Origin of the sequence: Sphingomonas sp. TX0543, from assembly GCF_048565505.1 — a bacterium.
Taxonomy (GTDB): domain Bacteria; phylum Pseudomonadota; class Alphaproteobacteria; order Sphingomonadales; family Sphingomonadaceae; genus Sphingomonas.
In genome coordinates this window covers 60,502-79,498 of sequence record NZ_JBLZUS010000002.1, presented here as the reverse complement: position 1 = coordinate 79,498, position 18,997 = coordinate 60,502, and the positions used below count along the sequence as shown (strand labels likewise).

Below are 18,997 nucleotides of genomic sequence, written 5' to 3'. Positions count from 1 at the left end.
TGACATTGTGAGTTTGGCTCGTAAGATCGTCATCGTCACGCCGAATATCTCCGAACAGATGGGCGGCGAGGCGATCAAGGCCTATCAATTCCTGCGCCATCTCCATCTGGCCGGTGCGGACGTCACCGTCGTGACACATCGGCGCAGCGCGCCCGTGCTGGAAAAGGATTTCCCGGCGGTCGATGTGCGGATCGTCGAGGATTCGCTCGATCAGGTCGCGGTGTGGAACAGTGTCGCCCTGCGGCCGGTCATCGCCAGCTTCTTCTTCTTCTATGCCCGGCGCGTGGTGAAGGAATTGCTGGCGCGGCATCCGGACGCGGTGTTCCACTATCTCTGCCCGGTATCGCCGATCCTGCCGCGCTTCCCGGTCAAGGCGGCCACCAACGTGCTCGGCCCGCTGACCGGCAATATCTATTATCCCCCTGCTTTCCGCGACGCCGAGCCGCTGAAGGACAAGTTCCGCCGCAGCTTTCACTATCTTGCGCAGCGGCTGTCGCGCGCGCTGATCGGCGACAAGGGGGTATTCTGGCGCGTGCTGGTGTCTGGCGGGGAGCGCACGCGGCGATCCTTGTCCTGGGCGGGATGCCCGGACGAGGCGATGCGCGACGTGATCGATTCCGGCATCTCCGACGAATTCGATGCGCATCCGCTGATCCGGCACGACGGGGTCAACACCCGCTTCATGACGAGCGGCCGCCTGGTCCCGCACAAGGGCGTGCAGCTGACGATCGAGGCGTTGCAATATGTGACGCGGCCGATCGTGTTCGACGTCTATGGCGACGGTTATTACGGGCCTGAACTGAAGGCGCTGGCGCAGCGGCTCGGCGTGGCGGACAAGGTGCGCTTCCTCGGCTGGATGGAGAGCCACGACGCGCTGATCGCCCGGATGGCGGATTATCGCGGCTACATGGTGCCCAGCCTCGCCGAAGCGAACGGCATCGTCGTACAGGAAGCGATGATGGCGGGGCTGCCGGCGGTTTGCCTGAAATGGGGCGGGCCGGCGATGCTGGCCAGTGATCTGGAGGCCGTGCTGATCGAGCCGCGCTCGCATGATTATGTGGTGCGCGAGCTTGCCGCGACGATGGACGCACTGGCCGACGATCCCGTGCGCGCCAATGCCATCGCGGTGAACGCGCGGCGCATTGCCGAGCGCCGCTTTACTTGGGATAATGTGGTTGGCGAGTGGCAGCGGGGATACGACTTGCTTGCTGCTCCGGCGCCGATAGGGCGATTGGCGAGGGAGGCGCGCGCGTGATGGATGCAACGCTGGCTGTCGATGAGGCTATTGCCGAACTCGCCAATGTCGATCTGGCGGTGACCGAGGAATCGGCTGGGGCGCCATCCCACTATCTGCGCGAACATCGCCACGAATATGTGCGCACCGTTCGCGATATCGTGAAGGCGCGCCCGCCCTCCGGCCAGCCCGTGCGCGTGCTGGAGATCGGCGCCTTTTTCGGTGCCGTATGCATCGCGCTGAGCCGGCTCGGCTATAAGGTGACCGCCGGCGATATCCCGGAATATATCGAGCTGCCGGAGCAGGTGGCGCGTTATGCCCGCCACGGGATCGACACCGCGGGCATCCGGCTTGAGGATTTCATCCTGCCGTTCGCCGACGAGAGCTTCGACGTGGTGGTGATGTGCGAGGTGCTGGAGCACCTGAACTTCAATCCATTGCCGCTGCTGAAAGAGATCAACCGGATCCTGTCACCCGGCGGGTTGTTCTATCTCTCGCTGCCCAATTACGCGCGCATGAAGAACAGAAAGGCGATCCTGCGCGGTAATGCGGCCGGGATCACGGTGGACGAATTCTTCGCGCAACTGGATCCCAAAAGCTCGCTGATCGCCAACGGCCACTGGCGCGAATATACGATGCCCGAGGTGCGCGCGATGCTGGAGCCGCTGGGCTTCCGCCTGCAGGATCATTATTATTTTTCCTATGGCGAGACGCTTCAGGGCAGTTCGGTGAAGAAGCGGCTGGGCAGGTGGTTCTATCGCACCTTCCCGACGCTCAAGGAAAACCAGACCGCGCTCGCGATCAAGGAGCGGCGGACCGAGATAGTGTTCGACATCCCCTCGACGGTGCACCGGGAATTGCGGTCGCTGTGAACCCGGCGCCGGCCGCGGCTATGTAGCGGCATGACCGATCGAGCGGGCGCGGCGCGCCTTCGCTACGCGGTGGCTCCAGTCGATGAAGCGATTCTCGAAATGGAATGTCGACCAGTGGGCGAGGGCGAAAGTGATCGCGAAGCAGATCGGGCGCTTCGCGTATTTCTCCCATCCGTGCCCGGCGCCCAGCCAACCGAACAGGGTGAAATGGTGGACGATGTATAGCGCGTAGGAAATCTGCGCGATGTAGTTCGCCGGACGCGATTCCAGTGCCGGGGACAGGCCCCATATCGGCCGCACGACCGTGATACCCACCATCGTGGCCGCGAGATACGGGCGAATATAGTTCAACCACGGGAGTTCGGGCCGGGTCGCCAGCAGGAAGAGGATGACGACCGGCCAGAACGGCACGCGACCAAGCCAGCCCGCGGCGCGGGGGCCGAAGCTGCCGTGAAGTATGAGCGCGAGTATTCCGCCGGCAAGAATCTCGTCCACGCGAAACCAGGTGACGATTGAAATGTCCGTGCCGGTGATGATGCGGGCGCCCGTCACGATCAGGGCCGCCACCGGCACCAGCATCAAGCCGCGTCGACCGAACGTCGCCACGACCAGCGCGATCGCGACGTAGAACTGCATCTCGAGGCACAGGCTCCAATAATGGGAAGACCAGCTATCGAGCCAGAAGGGCGGGAGGTTGGCGTAGAACAGGAAGTTCGCGATCCACACCGACGCTGGCTGCCCCTTTACCAGAAAGGAAATCGCCAGCACCGCCCACGCCAGTGGCAGGATTCGCGCGAATCGCCGGACAAGGAACGATAGGATATCGTCGTCGCGCAGCAGGATGCTGACGATCAGAAAGCCGGAAAGCGTGAAGAAGATCGCCATCCCGTTCGCGGCGATCGGCCCGTTCATCGCCCACCGCGCCGGCCCGAGCGGCAGCATGTGCGCGGCCATCACCGCCAGGATGCTGATCGCGCGCCAGCCATCCAGCATCTTCAGCCGCCGATGCTGGGGCTCTCCTGCCGCGGCGGTTGGATCAGCGGACATGCGAGCCGAGCTTGCGCCGCAGCGATTTGAGCGGCACCTCCAGCGCGTTGTAGGAGATCGACGCGATAATGAGCGATCCGACGATCGACACGGGCAGCAGCACCGGAGGCGAAATGGTCGGCCAGATTTCCTCGATCACGCGATTGAACAGCATGTGATAGAGATACAGGCCGTAGGAGATGCGCCCGACATAGCGAACCGGCGCCCATTCCAGCACACGCACCACGCCGCGCCAGCGCGGATCGAACAGCACGTTGGCAATGAGCAGGACGATGCCGATTCCCTGCACGGTAAACCGCCACGTCCAGCGGAACGCCTCGTCGCGGTACAGGAGCGATCCGATAATCAGCGCAAAGCCCAGGAACACCGCGGGCCGGCTGATGAACCACAGCTCGGACATCGCCCGCTCGCCGCCGTCCGGCCGCCGCATCGCCAGCGCGAGCAGGCACCCCCACGCGATCGAATCGATCCGCGTATCGGTCGCGACGTAATTATATTGCCACGGAAGCCCGAGCCAGAAATAGGTCACGAACCGCCACAGGAACGGGATCGTCACCAGGGCAAGCGCGAGCGCCATGCGCGAGCGCCAGGTGCGCGTGATGAACAGCATCAGGCCCGGGAAGAAGAAGTAGAAATGCTCCTCGATCGCCAGCGACCATAATTGCCGCCACGGATAGCTTTCCGCCTCGGTGTAATGCGCGCCGAAGACGTAATAATAATTCATGTAATAGAACAGGCCGGCGAACTTTTCTGCGGTGGTCGCCCTAAGGCCAAGCACTGCGCCCGCGATCAGGCACAGGATCACCAGGGCGATAAGCTCGGGATAGAGCCGCAGGATGCGGCGCACGTAGAACAGCTTGAGATTGATCGTTCCCGTCCGCGCGAATTCGTTGATGAGCAACGTGCAGATGAGATAGCCGCTGATCGCGAAGAAGATCGTGACGCCGAAACCGCCGGGAACGAGCTTGCCGTATCCGGCGTGCGCGATCAGCACCATGCCGACCGCGATTGCGCGCAGGCCGTCAAAGCCCGGGATGTAGCCGGCCGACGGACTGGCCGGGCGATCGGCCGCAATCGCTGGTGCCCCGCCTCTATTGTTCAAGCTTCATTCCCCTGATCGAATTCATTGGGTTGGCGGGCATGTGATGGCGCGCGCATCGGGCGCCCCAGCCCGACACGTCGTGTCGCGCGCACCACCGGCTTCTCGATCAGCTGCCAGGTCAGCCACGATCCGGCTCCGGCCAGCAGCAATGCCGCGAGATAGATGGCGACCAAGGCAGGATTGGCGCCGATCCTCGCTTCCATCCCGGCCGCCAGCGGGTGAAGCGCGCCGAGCACCGCGAACTGGAGAACATAGAGGCTGAAACTGATCTCGCCGATCAGCGGCAATATGCGCCCCTCCAGCGCGCGGGGGCGTATCACGCCCGCCGACCAGACAAGCGCCGTCAGCAACGCGATCGGCACGAGCACGATCGAATAGGCGCGAAGCTGACTGTCGATAATCAGCGCGATGACGCTGATGGCCAGGACGAAGGGCGCGATCTTGCGCGCGAGCGCCCCCTGCGGCGCGAGCGTTCCCAGCCAGCACCCGCCGATGAAGGCGGGCGCATGCACCAGCCAGAACTGGCGCGCGAATTCGATGCCGCCCGGCGCATCGCCCAGCGCCCGCTTGAGCGCGACATTGGCGACGACTGCCAGCACATAGCTGCCCGCCAGCATGCCCGCCATCAGGCGCGGGCGGCGGCTCGCGACCAGCAACAGCGGGAACATGACGTAGAACATCGCCTCCGCCGCGATGCTCCACCCGCCCGGCACCACCGTATTGATCGCGCTCGGGAGCCAGCCATGCACGAACAGGATGGTTGCCGCCACATCACCGGCTGTCGCCCTGTCGGTGGGCAATTGCATTGCCGTCAACCGGCTCAGCAGCAGATACAGGACGATGCCGAGGTAGAACATCGGCGCGATGCGAAAGAAACGCCGCGCCGCGAAATTGGCGGCGTGGAACGGCCGGCCGGCATAGTTGATCGTGAGCGTGAGCCCGCTGACGATGAAGAACAATTGCACCCCGCGCACACCATAGAAGGTGAAATCACGGACGGGTTGCGAAAGCCCCGCGATCAACTGCCCGGAATGGACGAGCAGAACCGCCAGGATCGCGACACCGCGCAAGCCATCGAGATAGCGCAGATGCGGGCGCGCGGCGGCGTCGCTGGCCACGCCTAATAGGCCTTCGGGTGCACGATCACGCGCAACGTGTTGAAGATGATGGTCACGTCACGCCACAGCCGCCAGCCCTCGATATATTCAAGATCGGATTGCAGGCGATTCTCCAGGTCCGACTGCTCGTGCGTCGCGCCGCGATAGCCGCGCACCTGCGCCAGTCCGGTGATGCCGGGCTTCAGCGTATGGCGCAGCCAGTATTTCTGGCTGACCTCCCAGAACAGCTTGTCGCCGGCAAGCGAGCCGAGCGCGTGCGGGCGGGGGCCGACGATGCTCATGTCCCCGCGCAATACGTTGAAAATCTGTGGTAATTCGTCCATGCTCGTCATGCGCAGGATGCGCCCGACACGGGTGACGCGTTCGTCGTCGGGGGTGGCCGATTTCCTGCCGTCAGCGTCCGTCGCCTCGACGCGCATGCTGCGGAATTTCAGGATCTTGAACGGCTTGTTCCCGCGCCCCATGCGGACCTGCGAGAAGAACACCGGGCCGCGGCTGTCCAGCTTGATCGCAAGCGCGACCAGCAGCAGCAATGGCGACAGCGCGATCGTCGTCGCCCCCGCGAGCAACAGATCCATCGCGCGCTTCATCACGCGATTGCTGAGCGACATCGCGCCGACCGCCACCACCGCGGTATCGCTGCCGTGATAGCGCGAGATGCCGATCGCGCCGAGCGGGCTGCCCTGGTCGAGCTGGATTTCGCCGGTGAGGTCATACGCCTTGAGCAGCAGCGCCCAGGCATGACGCCGCTCGGGCAGGCAGGAGACGACGACGCGATCGAACGGCTCCACCAGCACGGCCAGCCTGGACAAGGCCTCGGGATCGTTGAGATCCGGCACGAACCCGACCGCGCCGGCATCGAACACATGATAGGCGCCGGGGCGCGATGGCACGCCATCGACGATCAGCAACTCGCCCACCAGTCCACCCTTCACCGGCGAAACGAAGCAGATGTGGAAGAAAAGCCGGAACAGGCAGATGAAGCCCAGCGAACACAGGATCGAAACGCCGAACGCCACGCGCGACACCAGCAGGCCGAGATACTGGAAGAACATCACCAGCGTCACCACGCTCGTCGCCAGGATCAGCGCGGACATCGCGCGCCGCAGCGATTCGCTCGGCCGCTGCAACGCCTCGCGCGATACCGCGCCGTTGCGCAGCGCGATGAAGATGTGGATCGGCAGGAGTATCCAGGCGATCTGCAACCCCATCGGGGCGAGCCATCGCGCGGCACGGAGCGATCCGCCGACCGCAAAGCCAGAGCGAATGGCCGCGCAATCGCACAGGATTACACCCAGATAAAGCAAGGCGCGGATGCGGCGCTTGTGAAAGGACGTGTTGAACGCTCTCGCCGGTTCGGGCGGCTGGAGCGTAGCTGCGGTTGAATTTCCCACCTAACTCAACTGCCCCGTCCGTTGGCCGTCAGCGAAACTATCGCCCGACACCCCCCATTTCCGGTTGTGGCGCGGCGACCCTTTAGGCCTTCGCACGAAAACATTACTAGGCGGTTTGTGATGTAGTGCAACCGAAGGTCGCGATCACATGGGCGCGCGCTTATACCGCGCCGCCGCATGCACGTGCTTTCAGCGTAGCACGGAAACCAGGATCGTGCCGATCATCGACCAGAGCAAGGCAACCGAGCCAGCCAGAATCAGCAGCCGCTGACGGCGCGACAGAATCGTCCCGGGGGCGGCGGCAGGGGCGGCGAAGGATTCCACCAGTCGATCGTGCAGCTGGCGGGCCGGCGATGCGGCCCACGCCAGATCGCTTTCGCCGAGAGTCACGACCACCGGCTGCGCGGCGGGCGTGCTTCTGGAGCGACCGATCGACGGATCGGCCGGGGCTGCATCGAACTGAACGGCTGGCTGCGGCATCACAATCCTCCGAGGGGACGGTACGCCGCGCTTTGCTAACGAAAGGTAAAAGTCGATCGCGCCGGGCGCGTCATGCGGCGGGGCGCTGCTGCGCGCGCTGCTGCTCGATGAAGGGCCAGGAACCGCTGTCCACCAGGCTGAAGAAACCGCCGTTGCCGGGGCCGCTGGACAGATTGTAGAGGCAGGCAAGGTTGCCCCCGGCGGCGGAGAAGGCGGCAAGGTTCGCCTCCATCACGGCTGCCGAGGCCGGCGATCGCGTGATCGCCTCGAAGAACGGCTTCACCAGAGCCTGTTGCGCAGCGAAGGTCGGGATCGGGTTGAGGTGCAGATTGCCCTCATAGGCGATCAGCGGCAGGCCGTGCGCGCGGGCGATGTCGCCTTGCTGCTTGTAGATCGGCTTCATCGTGGCGACGCTGAGCGCTCCCGGCCCTGTCGCGTTGAGCAGATTGTCGATCGCCGCAGCTACGTCCTTTCGGGCTGCCAGGGCTATGGTGGGGCCGCGCGCATCGGTGAGCGTTCCGTTCACATAGGTCGCGATGATCCATCCCGCGAAATCGCCATCGCTGGCACCGGCGCGCCTCACGCCATCCCATACGGCGTCGGCCCGGCGCGGATTGACCGTCTGCGTTCCGAGCAGCATGCGAACGCCCGATCCCCGCGCGAGGCGGGCGATCTGCCCGGAGCGATAGCCGTAAAAGGCATCGCCCGCCGTCCCGCCGCCCAGCCGGGCGACAGCCTGCTGCTGCGCGAAGCGTGCCTGCTCGAAGCGAAGGTTCCACACCTCGTTGCTGTATTCGAGGAATCCGGCCGGCCCGCCACCCGTCGATGCCGCGCGCAGCGCGTCGATCATCCGCGCCACCAGCCCGTCGCTGGCGAGATGCGGTACGCAAAGCCATGGGCGCGCGCCGATCTTTTTCGCGAGCGCGAGCATGATCTCGATCGGCACGCCATTCGCGTAGCTGCACGAATCGACCGCGGGGAAGGCGTCCGTCACCTTGCTGCCGTTGGTGCGCATCCAGTCCATGAAACGCAGCGTGTCGAAGCCCTTGATCTGCGACAGGAATTCGGGCGCGAAAACCTCTCCGGCGGCGAAGGCGGCGGCGTCTTTCTGGTTGACGAGGCGCATGAACGTCGGCGGCTTGCGGATGGCATCGATGATGAGCGGGCGGCCGGTGGGCATGGCCCCGCGTGCTTCATAGACCACGCCATCCCGGCGACGCGCGACCAGGGTGCCGCCCTGTATCCTCACGTCCATGTCGCCATTGTGCGATAGCAGGTAGGTGCCAGGCTCGCACGGCAGCATCGTGGCGATCATGCGTTGGCCGCCAAGCCCCGTCGGATAGCCAAGCGAATTGACGGGCGCGGGGATGCCGTGGGTGTCCCACCCGGCTGACGCCTTGAGGCGATCGATGAATGCGACGGCGGTCCAATAGTTGATCGGCGTAAGGTTGACGCCCAGCGACGGCATCGCCGGGGCGCTGGCGCCGCCGGCCACGGGAGCGGCGGTGGTGGTGCCGGTCGATGAGGCGCTGACCGCATCGGCGGCCGGGTTGGTCGCCAGCGACGCGGTGTGCAGCGCCGGGGCCTTTCCCATGGAAAGGCGCCATGCCGCGGCGGCGGCCGCCCCGCCTCCCGCCAGCAGCAAAAGCCGGCGATCGATCCCCTTGTTCATTCCCACCAGCTCCATGAGGCGACGCGTCCTGTTTTCGATTCGGCCCGTAACCATGACAGCGTTGACGAGCCATCACCATGCGCCGAGCCGAAGGATAGCCGTGTCGGCGGAGGGCGGCGTCACGATATCGAATCGAGACAGCCGCCCCGCGCGATGCCGGGAAAATGCTTTTCGCACCGGGCCGGCTTCACTACAGGATGGCCGCGAGGAGAATTCCATGGCAGTGCTGACATTCGAGGGGTCGGGGTATCGGCGCTTCGACAAGGCGGAGTGCGAACAGGCTGGCGCTGCCCGTGCCGAAAGCTATCGCGGCGCCGCGCCATTCCCGCACATCGCCATCGACGATTTCCTCGATCGCGCGATGCTTCGAGACATCGCCCGCCATTACCCGTCGATCGAGGACCGGCAGTTTTTCGATCGCGAGCAGGAGCGGTTCAAATATCAGTTCCAGCCCGCCGCGATCGATGATCCTCTTGCGCTGAACCTGCTCGCGGAGCTGAACAGCGAGGCATTCATCGCCTTTCTTGAGCGGATGACGGGGATCGCGGGGCTTATCCCCGATCCCTATTACAGCGGCGGCGGCCTCCATCTCACGCGGCGCGGAGGGCATCTGGGCGTCCATGCCGATTTCAACATCCACGAAACGCTGAAGCTGGAGCGGCGGCTGAACCTGCTGGTCTATCTGAACGAAGACTGGGACGAATCCTGGGGCGGTGCGCTGGAATTGTGGGATACGAAGATGAAGGCGTGCGAGGTGAAAGTCGCGCCGCATCTCGGGCGCGCCGTGGTGTTCAGCACCACGCTGGACAGTTATCACGGCCATCCCGACCCGCTGGCCTGCCCGGAGGATCGCGATCGGCGCTCCATCGCCACCTATTATTACACCGCGGTTGAGGCGGATGCGGGCGATATCGTCAGGCGATCGACGAACTTCCGCGCCCGCCCGGGCACCGAGGATCGCCCCGATCGCGCCGTGGCCTTCCGTCATTTCGTCAACGACTGGATTCCGCCGCGGCTGCAGGGTGTCGTTAACCGATTGAATCCCTTCTCTTGATATCGCCTGCGGAGAATAGCGCCGGACCGCCGCTCGACGCGACCGCATACAGATTGTTCAGGACGTTGTTTTGACGAAGATGGGGGTGCCGGAAAGCCGATTGTCCGCCGTGCGGTCGCTGCGCGCGCGCGCGGCGCCGATGCTCTCGCCACGCCGTCTGACCGGCCCGTCGGCAACGCTGATCGGGACGACGGTTCTCATGAACGTCCTGCGGATCGCGAACACGGTGGTGCTGACGCGTCTGCTCGCGCCGTCCGATTACGGGTTGATCGGCATCGTCATGGCGATCTTCTTCGTCATCACGATGATAACGGATACCGGCTGCCAGGCGTTCATCGTGCGTCATGAGCGCGGGCTGGAGCGCGAATTCCTCGACGCGGTCTGGACGATCCATGTGCTGCGTGGCGCGGCAAACGCGCTCGTGGCCGTCGCGCTGGCCGTGCCGCTCGCGCTGTTGCTCGACAAGCACGGGCTTGCGCCGCTGATGGCGGTTGCGGCGATCAGCCTCGCGATCGACGGGGCGTCCTCATTGTCGCTGCTCACCGCGCTGCGCCGCAAGATGGTGCGCAAGCTGTCGATCGTCGATTTCGTCGCCTTCCTCGTGCAGCTTGCGGTGGGCCTTGTCGCGGCATGGTTCCTGCGCAGCGCCTGGGCGATCGTGATCGCGATCATCGCGCAGAGCGCGACACGCGCGATAGCGAGCTATATCGTGTTTCCCGAAGCCGCCCATCGGCTGCGCCTTCACCGCCCGATCGCCAGCGAATTGTGGCGGTTCTCGCGGCTGATCGCCGCGTCGAGCACGTTGACGCTGCTCATCAGCCAGGTCGATCGGCTGGTTCTGGCCCGCTTGTTTTCGCTCCAGCAGTTCGGCGTCTATTCGATCGCCGGGTCTCTGGCGACCGCGCCGATCGCTGTGGTCCATCTCTACAGTTCCCGGATCATCTATCCGGCGCTTGCCGAGGCGTGGCGGACCACGCCCGACCGGATGCGCGAGACGTTCTACGGCATGCGGGGCGCGGTGTTCTTCGGCTATCTGTTTGCCGCTGGCGGCTTGCTCGGTTCGGCGTCGCTGCTCGTCCGGCTCCTGTACGATCCACGCTATGCGGAGGCGTCGCGTTACCTTCACCTGCTCGCGATCACGACCGCGATGATAATGCTCACCAAGCCGATGAACGAATTCATGGTTTCGATCGGACGCGTCCGCATGACGCTGGAAATGAACATCACGCGCGTGTGCTGGCTGCTCATCGCAGCGGCGCTGGGTTATGTCTGGATCGGGCCGATCGGGATCGTGGCGGCGCTGGCCCTCATCGAGCTGCCCGCTTATTGCTATGGCGCATTCCGGTTGAACCGGCTCGGGCTCTACAGCCTGCGCCATGACTTGCTTGCGTTTGCGGTGATCGCGGCCGGGGGCGCCGTGGGCGGGGGCGCTGCCTCGTTCGGACTGATGATGTTGGGGAGCAGATAAGCGCCGGATATGCCAGACGTGCATGTGGGGGTTTGTCGATCGGCCGCGGGAAGGCGTTGATCCCGCCAGACGGGCTTTGGGGATAGGTGATGATCGTTTCGTTGAAGGTGCTGATTTTCATCGAGGCGCTGCTGATCGTCGCGTTCGCCTTGTTCCGCTTTGCCCTGAAGGGGGAGGCGCGGCGGCTGATCGGCCCGCTCGACATGGCGCTGGCGCTGGCGATCCCGGTGGTCGGGCTGTTCGGGCGCGACAAGAACGTCTTCTACGCCTTCATGTTCGTCATTCCGCTCCTGTCGGTGGGCAAGCCCGCGCAACTGGTCAGGCGCTATCTGCTGCTGCTGCCGCTGTTCCCGACGCTGCTGCAAAACTACATAGCGGGCGGGGTATATCTCGGCGATCTATCGGCGATCGATGCCTTCAATCTCGGCGCGCTGGGCGCGCTGGTTTTCACGAACCGGGGCCGTGCAAGGCCGGTCGCGGCGATCGACATCGCGGTGTGGCTGTTTTTCGCGTTCAGCCTGTTGATGGAGACGCGCGGCATCCCGCTGACCGGGGTATTGAGGTCGATCTTCACGACCATGCTGTCGATCGTTCCGCCATTCTACCTGCTGGCCAGGCTGGTTTCGACGCGCAGGATCGCCAGCGACGGGACGTTGCTGTTCGTCCTGGGCGCCTTCTGCAACGCCGTGGTGGCGATCTTCGAATCCTTTCGCGGATGGCCGCTGTATCAGGCGTTCTACGATTCGCTCGGCGTGCCGATGGGGATGAGCGCCACGCTCTCGATCCGGGCCGGCTTCCTGAGGGCGCAGGGGGCGGTGACCAATCCCGCGACGCTGGGGCTGATCCTTGGCCTTGCCATGCTCGCGATGGTGACGTTGCGGCCGCGTTTCCGGCCTGTCGCCTGGGCGGCGATCATGGTGGCGCTGGCGGCGGGCATGATCGGCAGCCAGTCCCGCGGGGCGTGGATCGCGGTGCTGGTCGGCGGCGCGCTGTATCTGTTGTACGAGCGACGCACCCTGCTTCTCGTCGGACTGGTTTCGGCGAGCCTCGTCGCCGGGGCGGTCTTCGTCTCGTTCGCCCCCAGCGATAGCAGGATCGGCCGGTTGGTCGGCCGCTCGGGCGCTGCGAACTGGACGGCGGATTATCGCAAGAACCTGCTGGCGCGCGGGCTTCAGGAGGTCGCGACGCATCCCGTCACCGGGCAGACGCGCGCGCAGCTCGAGGTGTCGATGAACGACATGCGGCAGGGCGAGCATATCATCGATTTCGTCAACACCCATTTGACGGTGGCGTTGATCAGCGGCCTGGGCGGGCTGGCATTGTGGCTCATCGCCTGGTTCACACCGATGGTGATCGGCTGGCGATTGCGGGGAAGAGCGAGCGCGCATGACGCGCAGACGCCGGTGGCATTGCCGTTCGCGATGATCGGCGCGTGCTTCGCCTGTTTGACGTTCACCTCCACGATCGACCGGATGATCCCGCTCGTCCTGCTCTCGATGGGGCTGATGAGCGCTTATGTGCGGCTCGCAAGGGTGGGCGACGCGGCGGGCAGGGCGGAACAGCCGCCAGCGTTTCGCAGCCTCGTCGCCCGGATGCCGCGCGAGGATGCGGTGCCGCTCGGTCAGTCGGCCTGAACCCCTTGGGAAGGCCATCCATGCATATCGCGATGTACGCCCCGGCGCTGCCATCCACCGGCTCCGCCAACGGGATCGTCACCTATGCGCGCATCATGCAGGCGGCGCTGCGGGAGGCCGGGCATCGTGTCACCGTGTTCGATCGCTTCGGCATCGAGTATGACGACGGGCGCGTCGAGCCGGTCGGCCCGGATACGCGCCTGCCCGCCCGGCTGCGACGCGCGAAGGAGCGGGTCTTCGGCCGCCCGCCGACCGAATGGCCGGTGACGTTCCGGCATATCATCGAGAAGATCCACGCCGCGCATCCGATCGATGTTCTGGAGATCGAGGAAAGCTTCGGTTTCGCAGGGCGCATCGGCCTGGGCATCCCCGTCGTCGCCCGCCTCCATGGCCCGCATATCTATGGCAAGGATGCCTGCGAGCCGCCGGAAATCGCGCGGATCAGCGCGGCGCGGATCGTGGTTGAACGGGGATCTATCGCGGACACCGCTGGAGTCACGTGTCCGTCGCCCAAGATGATGGCTGCGACGCTGGACCACTATGGCGTCAGCCCCGTCCACGCCGCCCCGATCTACAACCCGATTCCGGTCGCGTCGCCCGCCGACACTTGGTCAAGCGCTCATTGCAATCCCGACCAATTGTTGTTTGTCGGCCGGTTTGATCTCCGCAAGGGTGCAGATATAATGCTGCGCGCTTTCGACCTCGCGTTGCAGCGTCGGCCGACGCTGCGATTGACGATGTGCGGGCCTGACGTCGGCATTGTGGGAGATGACGGGGAAGCTCGCTGCTTCGATGACTATTCGAAGCTCCACCTTCGCTCCGAGACTCAAAAGCGCATCGCCTATCTTGGGGCGGTGAAGCCGGATCGTATTCGCGATTTGCGGCTTCAATCGACGCTGAGCGTTTCCACCTCGCGCTTCGAAGTGCTGGCCTACAGCCTCACGGAAGGACTCGCGGCCGGTATGCCTATTCTCGCATCCGATACCTTTGGGATCGCGGAGATCGTGGAAAACCGCCGCAACGGCTTCGTCGCGCCGGTTGGCGATGCGGCTGCGGTGGCCGATGCGATCGTCGAGGCGCTGTCCGACCGGGCGCGACTGGCCCAGGTGGGCGCTGCCGGGCGTGACCTGTGCGCGGGGCTGCTGGCGCCGGCGCGGATCGCGGCGCAGACGGTGGATTTCTACCGGGCCGTGATCGGTTGAGACGGGGCCGCCCCGCCGCACCCTCCCGATCGGTGCGTGGGGCGGCGATCGACGGCTCGACTCGCGCCGGCCCCGCGCGCAGGATCGCGCCATGCCGCTTCTGATCCCCCGCGACGACAAGGCGCAGCGCAGCAACAATTTCGATGCGATCCGGCTGGCGATGGCGCTGCTGGTCGTATGGTCGCATTCCTTCGCGCTCTGGTTTCATACCGAAGCGGGTGAGTGGATTTCGCTCGCGATGGCGGGCACGTACAACGCCGGCAATCTGGGTGTGCTGGCGTTCTTCGCGATCAGCGGCTTCCTCATCACGGCAAGCTGGCAGCGATCGACGACGTGGCGCAGCTATCTGAAGCGCCGTGTGATGCGGATCTATCCCGGCTATCTGATCGCGGTGACGCTGTGTTCGCTGGTGATCGTGCCGGCATTCTCATCGCGCGCCTTCGGTGCACTGCGCGGGGCCGAAATGCTCGGCATCGCGTCCAATCTGCTGCTCAGGAACTATATCATCACGTCCGATGCGTTCGGCGGCGGCGCGGTGAACGGATCGCTGTGGAGCATCCCGTACGAATTCTGGTGCTATCTGGGGGTCATGGCGCTCGGCCTGTGCGGGGTGTTGCGGTGGCGGCCCGCCTATCTGGTGATCGCCATCGGCGTGATGGCCGTGCGGGTGTGGCTGGACATGACCGGCCGCCACCCGGACGGCGGCAGCCTGAAGGCGATCATCGGCGTCGCCTATTTCTGGTTCAACGTGCTGCCGCCCTTCGTGCTCGGCGGGGCGGCGTATATCTATCGGGATCGGGTGCCGCGCAGCGGATGGCTGCTGGCCGGGCTCGTCGCGGCCACCCTGATCGCGGCGCATCTGCCGCTCGCCGATCCGCTACGGCTGGTGCTCACCCGGCTGCTGCTGCCGCCGACCCTCGTGTATGGCGTGCTCTATCTCGCTTTCGACGCGCGGGTGCGGATGGGGAATGCGGCGCGGTTCGGCGACTTTTCCTATGGCTGCTACCTCTATGCCTTTCCGATCCAGCAGATGCTGGTGGCGCTGTTGCGGCATGTGGTGCCGTTTCCGGTATTCGTGATCGCCGCGCTGGCCTGTTCGCTCGCGGCGGGGGTGGCGAGCTGGTATCTGGTCGAGCGCTGGTTTCTGCCGCGCGTGCGCAGCGGGCCCGATCACCGCAAGGATCGGCGGCCGCTGGCCGAGGAGACGACGCTCGTCGCGCCCTGATCGCGGGCGGCACGGCATTTTTACGCTTTTCTGGCTAAGCGCGGGGGATGTTGCTACCGGCGCGCCAACCCGCGTCCCGCCTGTTCTTTCGAGGTTTCGCCCATGTCAGTAACCCCGGCTCCCGACGGAGCGGCCGTCACGATGGCGGGTTCGGCCCCGGTCGGCGCGCGGCCGGCCGTGCCGCAATTGTCGATCATCTCGCCCGCCTATCACGAGCGGGACAATATCCGCCCGCTGGTGATGGCGATCGCGGCGGCGATGGGCGAGACGCGCTGGGAACTGATCGTCGTGGATGACGACAGCGGCGACGGCACCTCGGAAGAGGCGTTTGCGGTAGCGCACGAGGGCTATCCGGTGCGCTGCATCCGCCGGATCGGCCGGCGCGGGCTCGCCTCGGCGGTGGTGGAAGGCGCGCTCGCGGCGACCGCGCCGGTAATCGCGGTGATCGATGCGGATCTTCAGCATGACGAGCGGCTGTTGCCCCGGATGCTGTCGCTGATCGCGGATGGCGACAGCGATCTGGTCGTCGGCAGCCGGCATGTCGAGGGCGGCAGCGTCGGCGACTGGTCCAGGGACCGGCAGGCGATGAGCGGCTTCGCCACCTGGTGTGCCAATATCGTGCTCGGCACTGGCATCAGCGATCCGATGAGCGGTTTCTTCGCGATCCGCCGCGATGTGTTCCACGCCTGCGTCCACGATCTGTCCCAGCAGGGCTACAAGATCCTGCTCGACATCATCAGCTCCGCCCCGCGCGAGTTGAAGATCACCGAGATCCCCTATGTTTTCCGCAACCGGACGCAAGGGGAGAGCAAGGTCGATCTGATGATCATGCTGGAATTCCTGTTCCTGCTGATCGAGAAGGTGACGCGCGGGCTGATCCCGCCGCGCTTCGTGCTGTTCTCTGCGGTCGGCGGGCTGGGCCTGCTGTCCCACCTTGTCGTGCTGCAGACGCTGAAGGCGTTTGGCAGCACTTTCCTCGTCGCGCAGACGACGGCGACGGTGGTGGCCATGACGCTCAACTACGTCATCAACAATTCGGTGACATATCGTTCGCAGCGGTTGCGCGGCGGCCGGTTCGTCATTGGCTATTTCGTATTCTGCCTGGTGTGCTCGATCGGCGGGATCGCGAACATCGGGGTTGCCGATCTGGTGCTGGCGGGCATCGACAACTGGCCGCTGGCCGGCATCGCCGGGGCGCTGATGAGCGCGGTGTTCAACTTCGGCGTCGCCACCCAGTTCGTCTGGACGCAGCGCCGGCGGACGCGCCGGCCCCGGGTGAGCCGCCAGCGCGCCGCGTGAATCGCGTCAGGCGATCAGCAGACCGGCGAGCGCCGCCGACATCAGATTGGCAAGGCTGCCGGCAAGCAGCGCACGCACGCCGAGCCGGGCGATGACGGGGCGCTGGTTGGGCGCGAGGCTGCCCGTCACCGCCATCTGGATCGCGATCGACGAGAAGTTGGCGAATCCGCACAGCGCGAACGTGATGATCGCAACGGTCCGCTGGCTGAGCTGGCCCTGCTGCTCGCCGAGCGAAATGTAGGCGACGAATTCGTTCAGCACGATCTTCTGGCCGAACAGCCCGCCCGCGATCCCCGCCTCATGCCACGGCACGTTGAGCAGGAACATCACCGGGGCGAACACATAGCCAAGCAGCCCCTGAAAGCTCAGCCCCGGATAGCCGAACCACCCGCCGATCCCGCCGAGGATGCCGTTGGCGAGCGCGACGAGCGCGACGAACGCCAGCACCATCGCGCCGACCGCTACCGCCAGCCGCACGCCGGTCTGCGCGCCCTGGGCGGCGGCCATGATGAGATTGGCGGGGCGCTCCTCGTCATGCGTCGCCTGCGGCATCGGTTCGCCGGGGGTTCCTTCGGGAAGTAGCGCGGCGGGGCCCTTGCCGCTGATCCGCGCCTCGGCGATCGCGATCTGCCGATCCTCATCGCTCATGTCGCCCAGCGGCAATTCGCCTTCGATCGGCTGCGCGCGATCCGGCATGATGATCTTCGCCATCAGGATGCCGCCCGGCGCCGCCATGAAGCTGGCCGCGAGCAGATATTCGATCCTGATCCCCATCGAGGCATAGGCCGCCAGGATCGTGCCGGCGACGCCCGCCATGCCGCTCGTCATCACGGTGAAGAGCTGCGGCGGGGTGAGGCCGGCGAGATAGGGGCGGATCACAAGCGGCGATTCGGACTGGCCGACGAAGATGTTCGCCGCCGCGCACAGGCTCTCCACCTTGCTGGTGCCGATGATCTTTTCGATCCCGCCGCCGATCCAGCGCACCACGAGCTGCATGATGCCGAGGTGGTAGAGGATCGACACCAGCGCCGCGAAGAAGATGATGACCGGCAGCGCCTGGATCGCGAAATTCTTGCCCAGCGGATCATCCGCCAGCTTTCCGAACAGGAAGGCGGTGCCGGCATTGGCATAGGATAGCAGGTTCGCCACGCCGCCGGACAGGAAGGCCAGCGCGTGCCGCCCCCACGGCGCGTATAGCACCATCACCGCGATCCCCGCCTGAAGCGCGAAGGCCGCCCCGACGACGCGCGGCCGGATCGCCCGGCGATCGGTCGACAATGCCAGCGCGATCAACAGGATCACGACGATGCCGGCAATGCCGATAAGAAAACGATGCATGGATACCCGCGTGGTTGTGGAAGACGCGGCCCCCCGCGTGGGCGCGCATATTTACACGCGCGCCGCGCGGCTGCCAGCCTGATTCGCCCCCCTGCTGGAGGGCGACGTTTCAGACGAACAGTTCGGCCAGGAAATGCTGCATCGCCGCCCAGCTCCGCCGGTCCGCGCGCTCTTCATAGGCGACGGCGGGATGCGGGCTGTGCCCTTTCAGCTCGATGTCGGTGAAGGCGTGGCCGGCATTGCCATAAGCATGGATCTGCCAGTCCGCGCCGCTTTCGGTCAGTTCCTTGCCGAGCGCGACCATCGCGTCGGGCGGGGCGATCGGATCTTCCCACCCGTGGCACACCAGCAGCTTCGGCCCGATCGGGTTGACGTTCGCGTAATCGGGCCGGTCGTAGACGCCGTGGAAGCTTACCGCGCCACGGATGTCGAGCCCGGCGCGGGCCATGTCGAGCGCGCATTTGCCGCCGAAGCAATAACCCACCGCCGCGGTCTTCGCCGGGTCGACATGACCGAAGCCCTTGAGGACGCCGAGCGATGCGACGAGCCGATCCCGCAGCAGCGCGCGATCCGCGTTCAGCTCATCCATATATTCCGACATCGCCGGCGATTCGCGCGTCTTGCGCCGGCCCTGTCCGAAAACGTCGCAGGCGAAGCCGACATAGCCGAGCTTGGCGAGATTTTCGGCGTGGACGTTGTCCGATTCCTTCTGGCCCAGGATATTCGGGATCACCAGCACGCCCGGGCGCGGGGTTTCCACCTCGTCCTCATAGGCGATCACGCCCTCGAACGGGCCGCCGGGGCCGTCATACACCAAGGTCTGCCGGACGATTGCCATCGCTTCTCTCCCAAAGGTTG

The 18,997-nt window shown here is 65.3% G+C and carries 16 protein-coding genes; 8 read left to right on the top strand and 8 right to left on the bottom strand.

Going from position 1 to position 18,997, the window contains the following annotated elements; genetic code table 11:
* The first annotated feature begins 7 nt into the window (after positions 1-7).
* Both ACM61V_RS00825 and ACM61V_RS00820 read left to right on the top strand, forming a co-directional pair.
* A complete protein-coding gene (locus ACM61V_RS00825) occupies positions 8-1,255 on the top strand; it encodes a glycosyltransferase family 4 protein (RefSeq protein WP_171007453.1) in 1,248 nt (415 codons plus the stop codon).
* Positions 1,255-2,106: a class I SAM-dependent methyltransferase gene (locus tag ACM61V_RS00820; RefSeq protein ID WP_249341403.1), complete on the top strand. Its 852-nt coding sequence runs from the start codon at positions 1,255-1,257 to the stop codon at positions 2,104-2,106. Before ACM61V_RS00825 ends, ACM61V_RS00820 begins: the two co-directional genes overlap by 1 nt.
* Before the next feature lie 18 nt (positions 2,107-2,124).
* Here ACM61V_RS00820 and ACM61V_RS00815 read toward each other — a convergent pair whose 3' ends face one another.
* The 6 genes from ACM61V_RS00815 to ACM61V_RS00790 form a co-directional block, all read right to left on the bottom strand.
* A complete protein-coding gene (locus ACM61V_RS00815) occupies positions 2,125-3,153 on the bottom strand; it encodes an acyltransferase family protein (RefSeq protein ID WP_137785209.1) in 1,029 nt (342 codons plus the stop codon).
* Positions 3,143-4,255, bottom strand: coding sequence for an acyltransferase family protein (locus ACM61V_RS00810; protein WP_137785208.1), 1,113 nt, complete (start codon positions 4,253-4,255; stop codon positions 3,143-3,145). The genes ACM61V_RS00815 and ACM61V_RS00810 overlap by 11 nt, the downstream gene beginning before the upstream one ends.
* Entirely contained in the window at positions 4,252-5,373 is a 1,122-nt protein-coding gene (locus ACM61V_RS00805; protein WP_137785207.1) for an acyltransferase family protein, read from the bottom strand. The genes ACM61V_RS00810 and ACM61V_RS00805 overlap by 4 nt, the downstream gene beginning before the upstream one ends.
* Positions 5,374-5,375: 2 nt before the next feature.
* Positions 5,376-6,767, bottom strand: coding sequence for a sugar transferase (locus ACM61V_RS00800; RefSeq protein ID WP_137785206.1), 1,392 nt, complete (start codon positions 6,765-6,767; stop codon positions 5,376-5,378).
* Positions 6,768-6,956: 189 nt separating this feature from the next.
* Positions 6,957-7,247, bottom strand: coding sequence for a hypothetical protein (locus tag ACM61V_RS00795; RefSeq protein ID WP_137785205.1), 291 nt, complete (start codon positions 7,245-7,247; stop codon positions 6,957-6,959).
* 70 nt (positions 7,248-7,317) lie between these two features.
* Positions 7,318-8,919, bottom strand: a complete 1,602-nt coding sequence (locus tag ACM61V_RS00790; protein ID WP_137785204.1) for a hypothetical protein — start codon at positions 8,917-8,919, stop codon at positions 7,318-7,320.
* Between the two features lie 217 nt (positions 8,920-9,136).
* Between ACM61V_RS00790 and ACM61V_RS00785 the strand changes: the two genes are divergently transcribed.
* From ACM61V_RS00785 to ACM61V_RS00760, 6 genes are all read left to right on the top strand, one after another.
* Positions 9,137-9,973, top strand: a complete 837-nt coding sequence (locus tag ACM61V_RS00785) for a 2OG-Fe(II) oxygenase (protein WP_137785203.1) — start codon at positions 9,137-9,139, stop codon at positions 9,971-9,973.
* 79 nt (positions 9,974-10,052) lie between these two features.
* Entirely contained in the window at positions 10,053-11,441 is a 1,389-nt protein-coding gene (locus tag ACM61V_RS00780; protein ID WP_249341402.1) for an oligosaccharide flippase family protein, read from the top strand.
* A gap of 89 nt (positions 11,442-11,530) precedes the next feature.
* Entirely contained in the window at positions 11,531-13,075 is a 1,545-nt protein-coding gene (locus tag ACM61V_RS00775; protein WP_137785201.1) for an O-antigen ligase family protein, read from the top strand.
* Positions 13,076-13,095: 20 nt separating this feature from the next.
* Positions 13,096-14,277 (top strand): glycosyltransferase family 4 protein, encoded by a 1,182-nt coding sequence (locus ACM61V_RS00770; RefSeq protein ID WP_137785200.1) that lies wholly within the window; start codon positions 13,096-13,098, stop codon positions 14,275-14,277.
* A 91-nt stretch (positions 14,278-14,368) separates the two neighbouring features.
* Positions 14,369-15,502, top strand: a complete 1,134-nt coding sequence (locus tag ACM61V_RS00765; RefSeq protein ID WP_137785199.1) for an acyltransferase family protein — start codon at positions 14,369-14,371, stop codon at positions 15,500-15,502.
* A 141-nt stretch (positions 15,503-15,643) separates the two neighbouring features.
* Complete coding sequence (locus tag ACM61V_RS00760) at positions 15,644-16,801, top strand: glycosyltransferase (RefSeq protein WP_137785198.1); 1,158 nt, start codon at positions 15,644-15,646, stop codon at positions 16,799-16,801.
* A 6-nt stretch (positions 16,802-16,807) separates the two neighbouring features.
* Here the strand turns inward: ACM61V_RS00760 and ACM61V_RS00755 are convergent, their stop codons facing one another.
* Both ACM61V_RS00755 and ACM61V_RS00750 read right to left on the bottom strand, forming a co-directional pair.
* Entirely contained in the window at positions 16,808-18,139 is a 1,332-nt protein-coding gene (locus tag ACM61V_RS00755; protein ID WP_137785197.1) for a NupC/NupG family nucleoside CNT transporter, read from the bottom strand.
* A 109-nt stretch (positions 18,140-18,248) separates the two neighbouring features.
* Complete coding sequence (locus tag ACM61V_RS00750; RefSeq protein ID WP_137785196.1) at positions 18,249-18,977, bottom strand: dienelactone hydrolase family protein; 729 nt, start codon at positions 18,975-18,977, stop codon at positions 18,249-18,251.
* Positions 18,978-18,997: the final 20 nt, after the last annotated feature.

Excerpts from the sequence above, each read along its gene's own strand:
- ACM61V_RS00815 (WP_137785209.1), bottom strand. The coding sequence starts at position 3,153 with ATGTCCGCTGATCCAACCGCCGCGGCAGGAGAGCCCCAGCATCGGCGG.
- ACM61V_RS00795 (WP_137785205.1), bottom strand. The coding sequence starts at position 7,247 with ATGCCGCAGCCAGCCGTTCAGTTCGATGCAGCCCCGGCCGATCCGTCG.
- ACM61V_RS00780 (WP_249341402.1), top strand. The coding sequence starts at position 10,053 with ATGGGGGTGCCGGAAAGCCGATTGTCCGCCGTGCGGTCGCTGCGCGCG.
- ACM61V_RS00790 (WP_137785204.1), bottom strand. The coding sequence starts at position 8,919 with ATGAACAAGGGGATCGATCGCCGGCTTTTGCTGCTGGCGGGAGGCGGG.
- ACM61V_RS00765 (WP_137785199.1), top strand. The coding sequence starts at position 14,369 with ATGCCGCTTCTGATCCCCCGCGACGACAAGGCGCAGCGCAGCAACAAT.
- ACM61V_RS00820 (WP_249341403.1), top strand. The coding sequence starts at position 1,255 with ATGGATGCAACGCTGGCTGTCGATGAGGCTATTGCCGAACTCGCCAAT.
- ACM61V_RS00775 (WP_137785201.1), top strand. The coding sequence starts at position 11,531 with ATGATCGTTTCGTTGAAGGTGCTGATTTTCATCGAGGCGCTGCTGATC.
- ACM61V_RS00785 (WP_137785203.1), top strand. The coding sequence starts at position 9,137 with ATGGCAGTGCTGACATTCGAGGGGTCGGGGTATCGGCGCTTCGACAAG.
- ACM61V_RS00750 (WP_137785196.1), bottom strand. The coding sequence starts at position 18,977 with ATGGCAATCGTCCGGCAGACCTTGGTGTATGACGGCCCCGGCGGCCCG.
- ACM61V_RS00760 (WP_137785198.1), top strand. The coding sequence starts at position 15,644 with ATGGCGGGTTCGGCCCCGGTCGGCGCGCGGCCGGCCGTGCCGCAATTG.
- ACM61V_RS00755 (WP_137785197.1), bottom strand. The coding sequence starts at position 18,139 with ATGCATCGTTTTCTTATCGGCATTGCCGGCATCGTCGTGATCCTGTTG.
- ACM61V_RS00770 (WP_137785200.1), top strand. The coding sequence starts at position 13,096 with ATGCATATCGCGATGTACGCCCCGGCGCTGCCATCCACCGGCTCCGCC.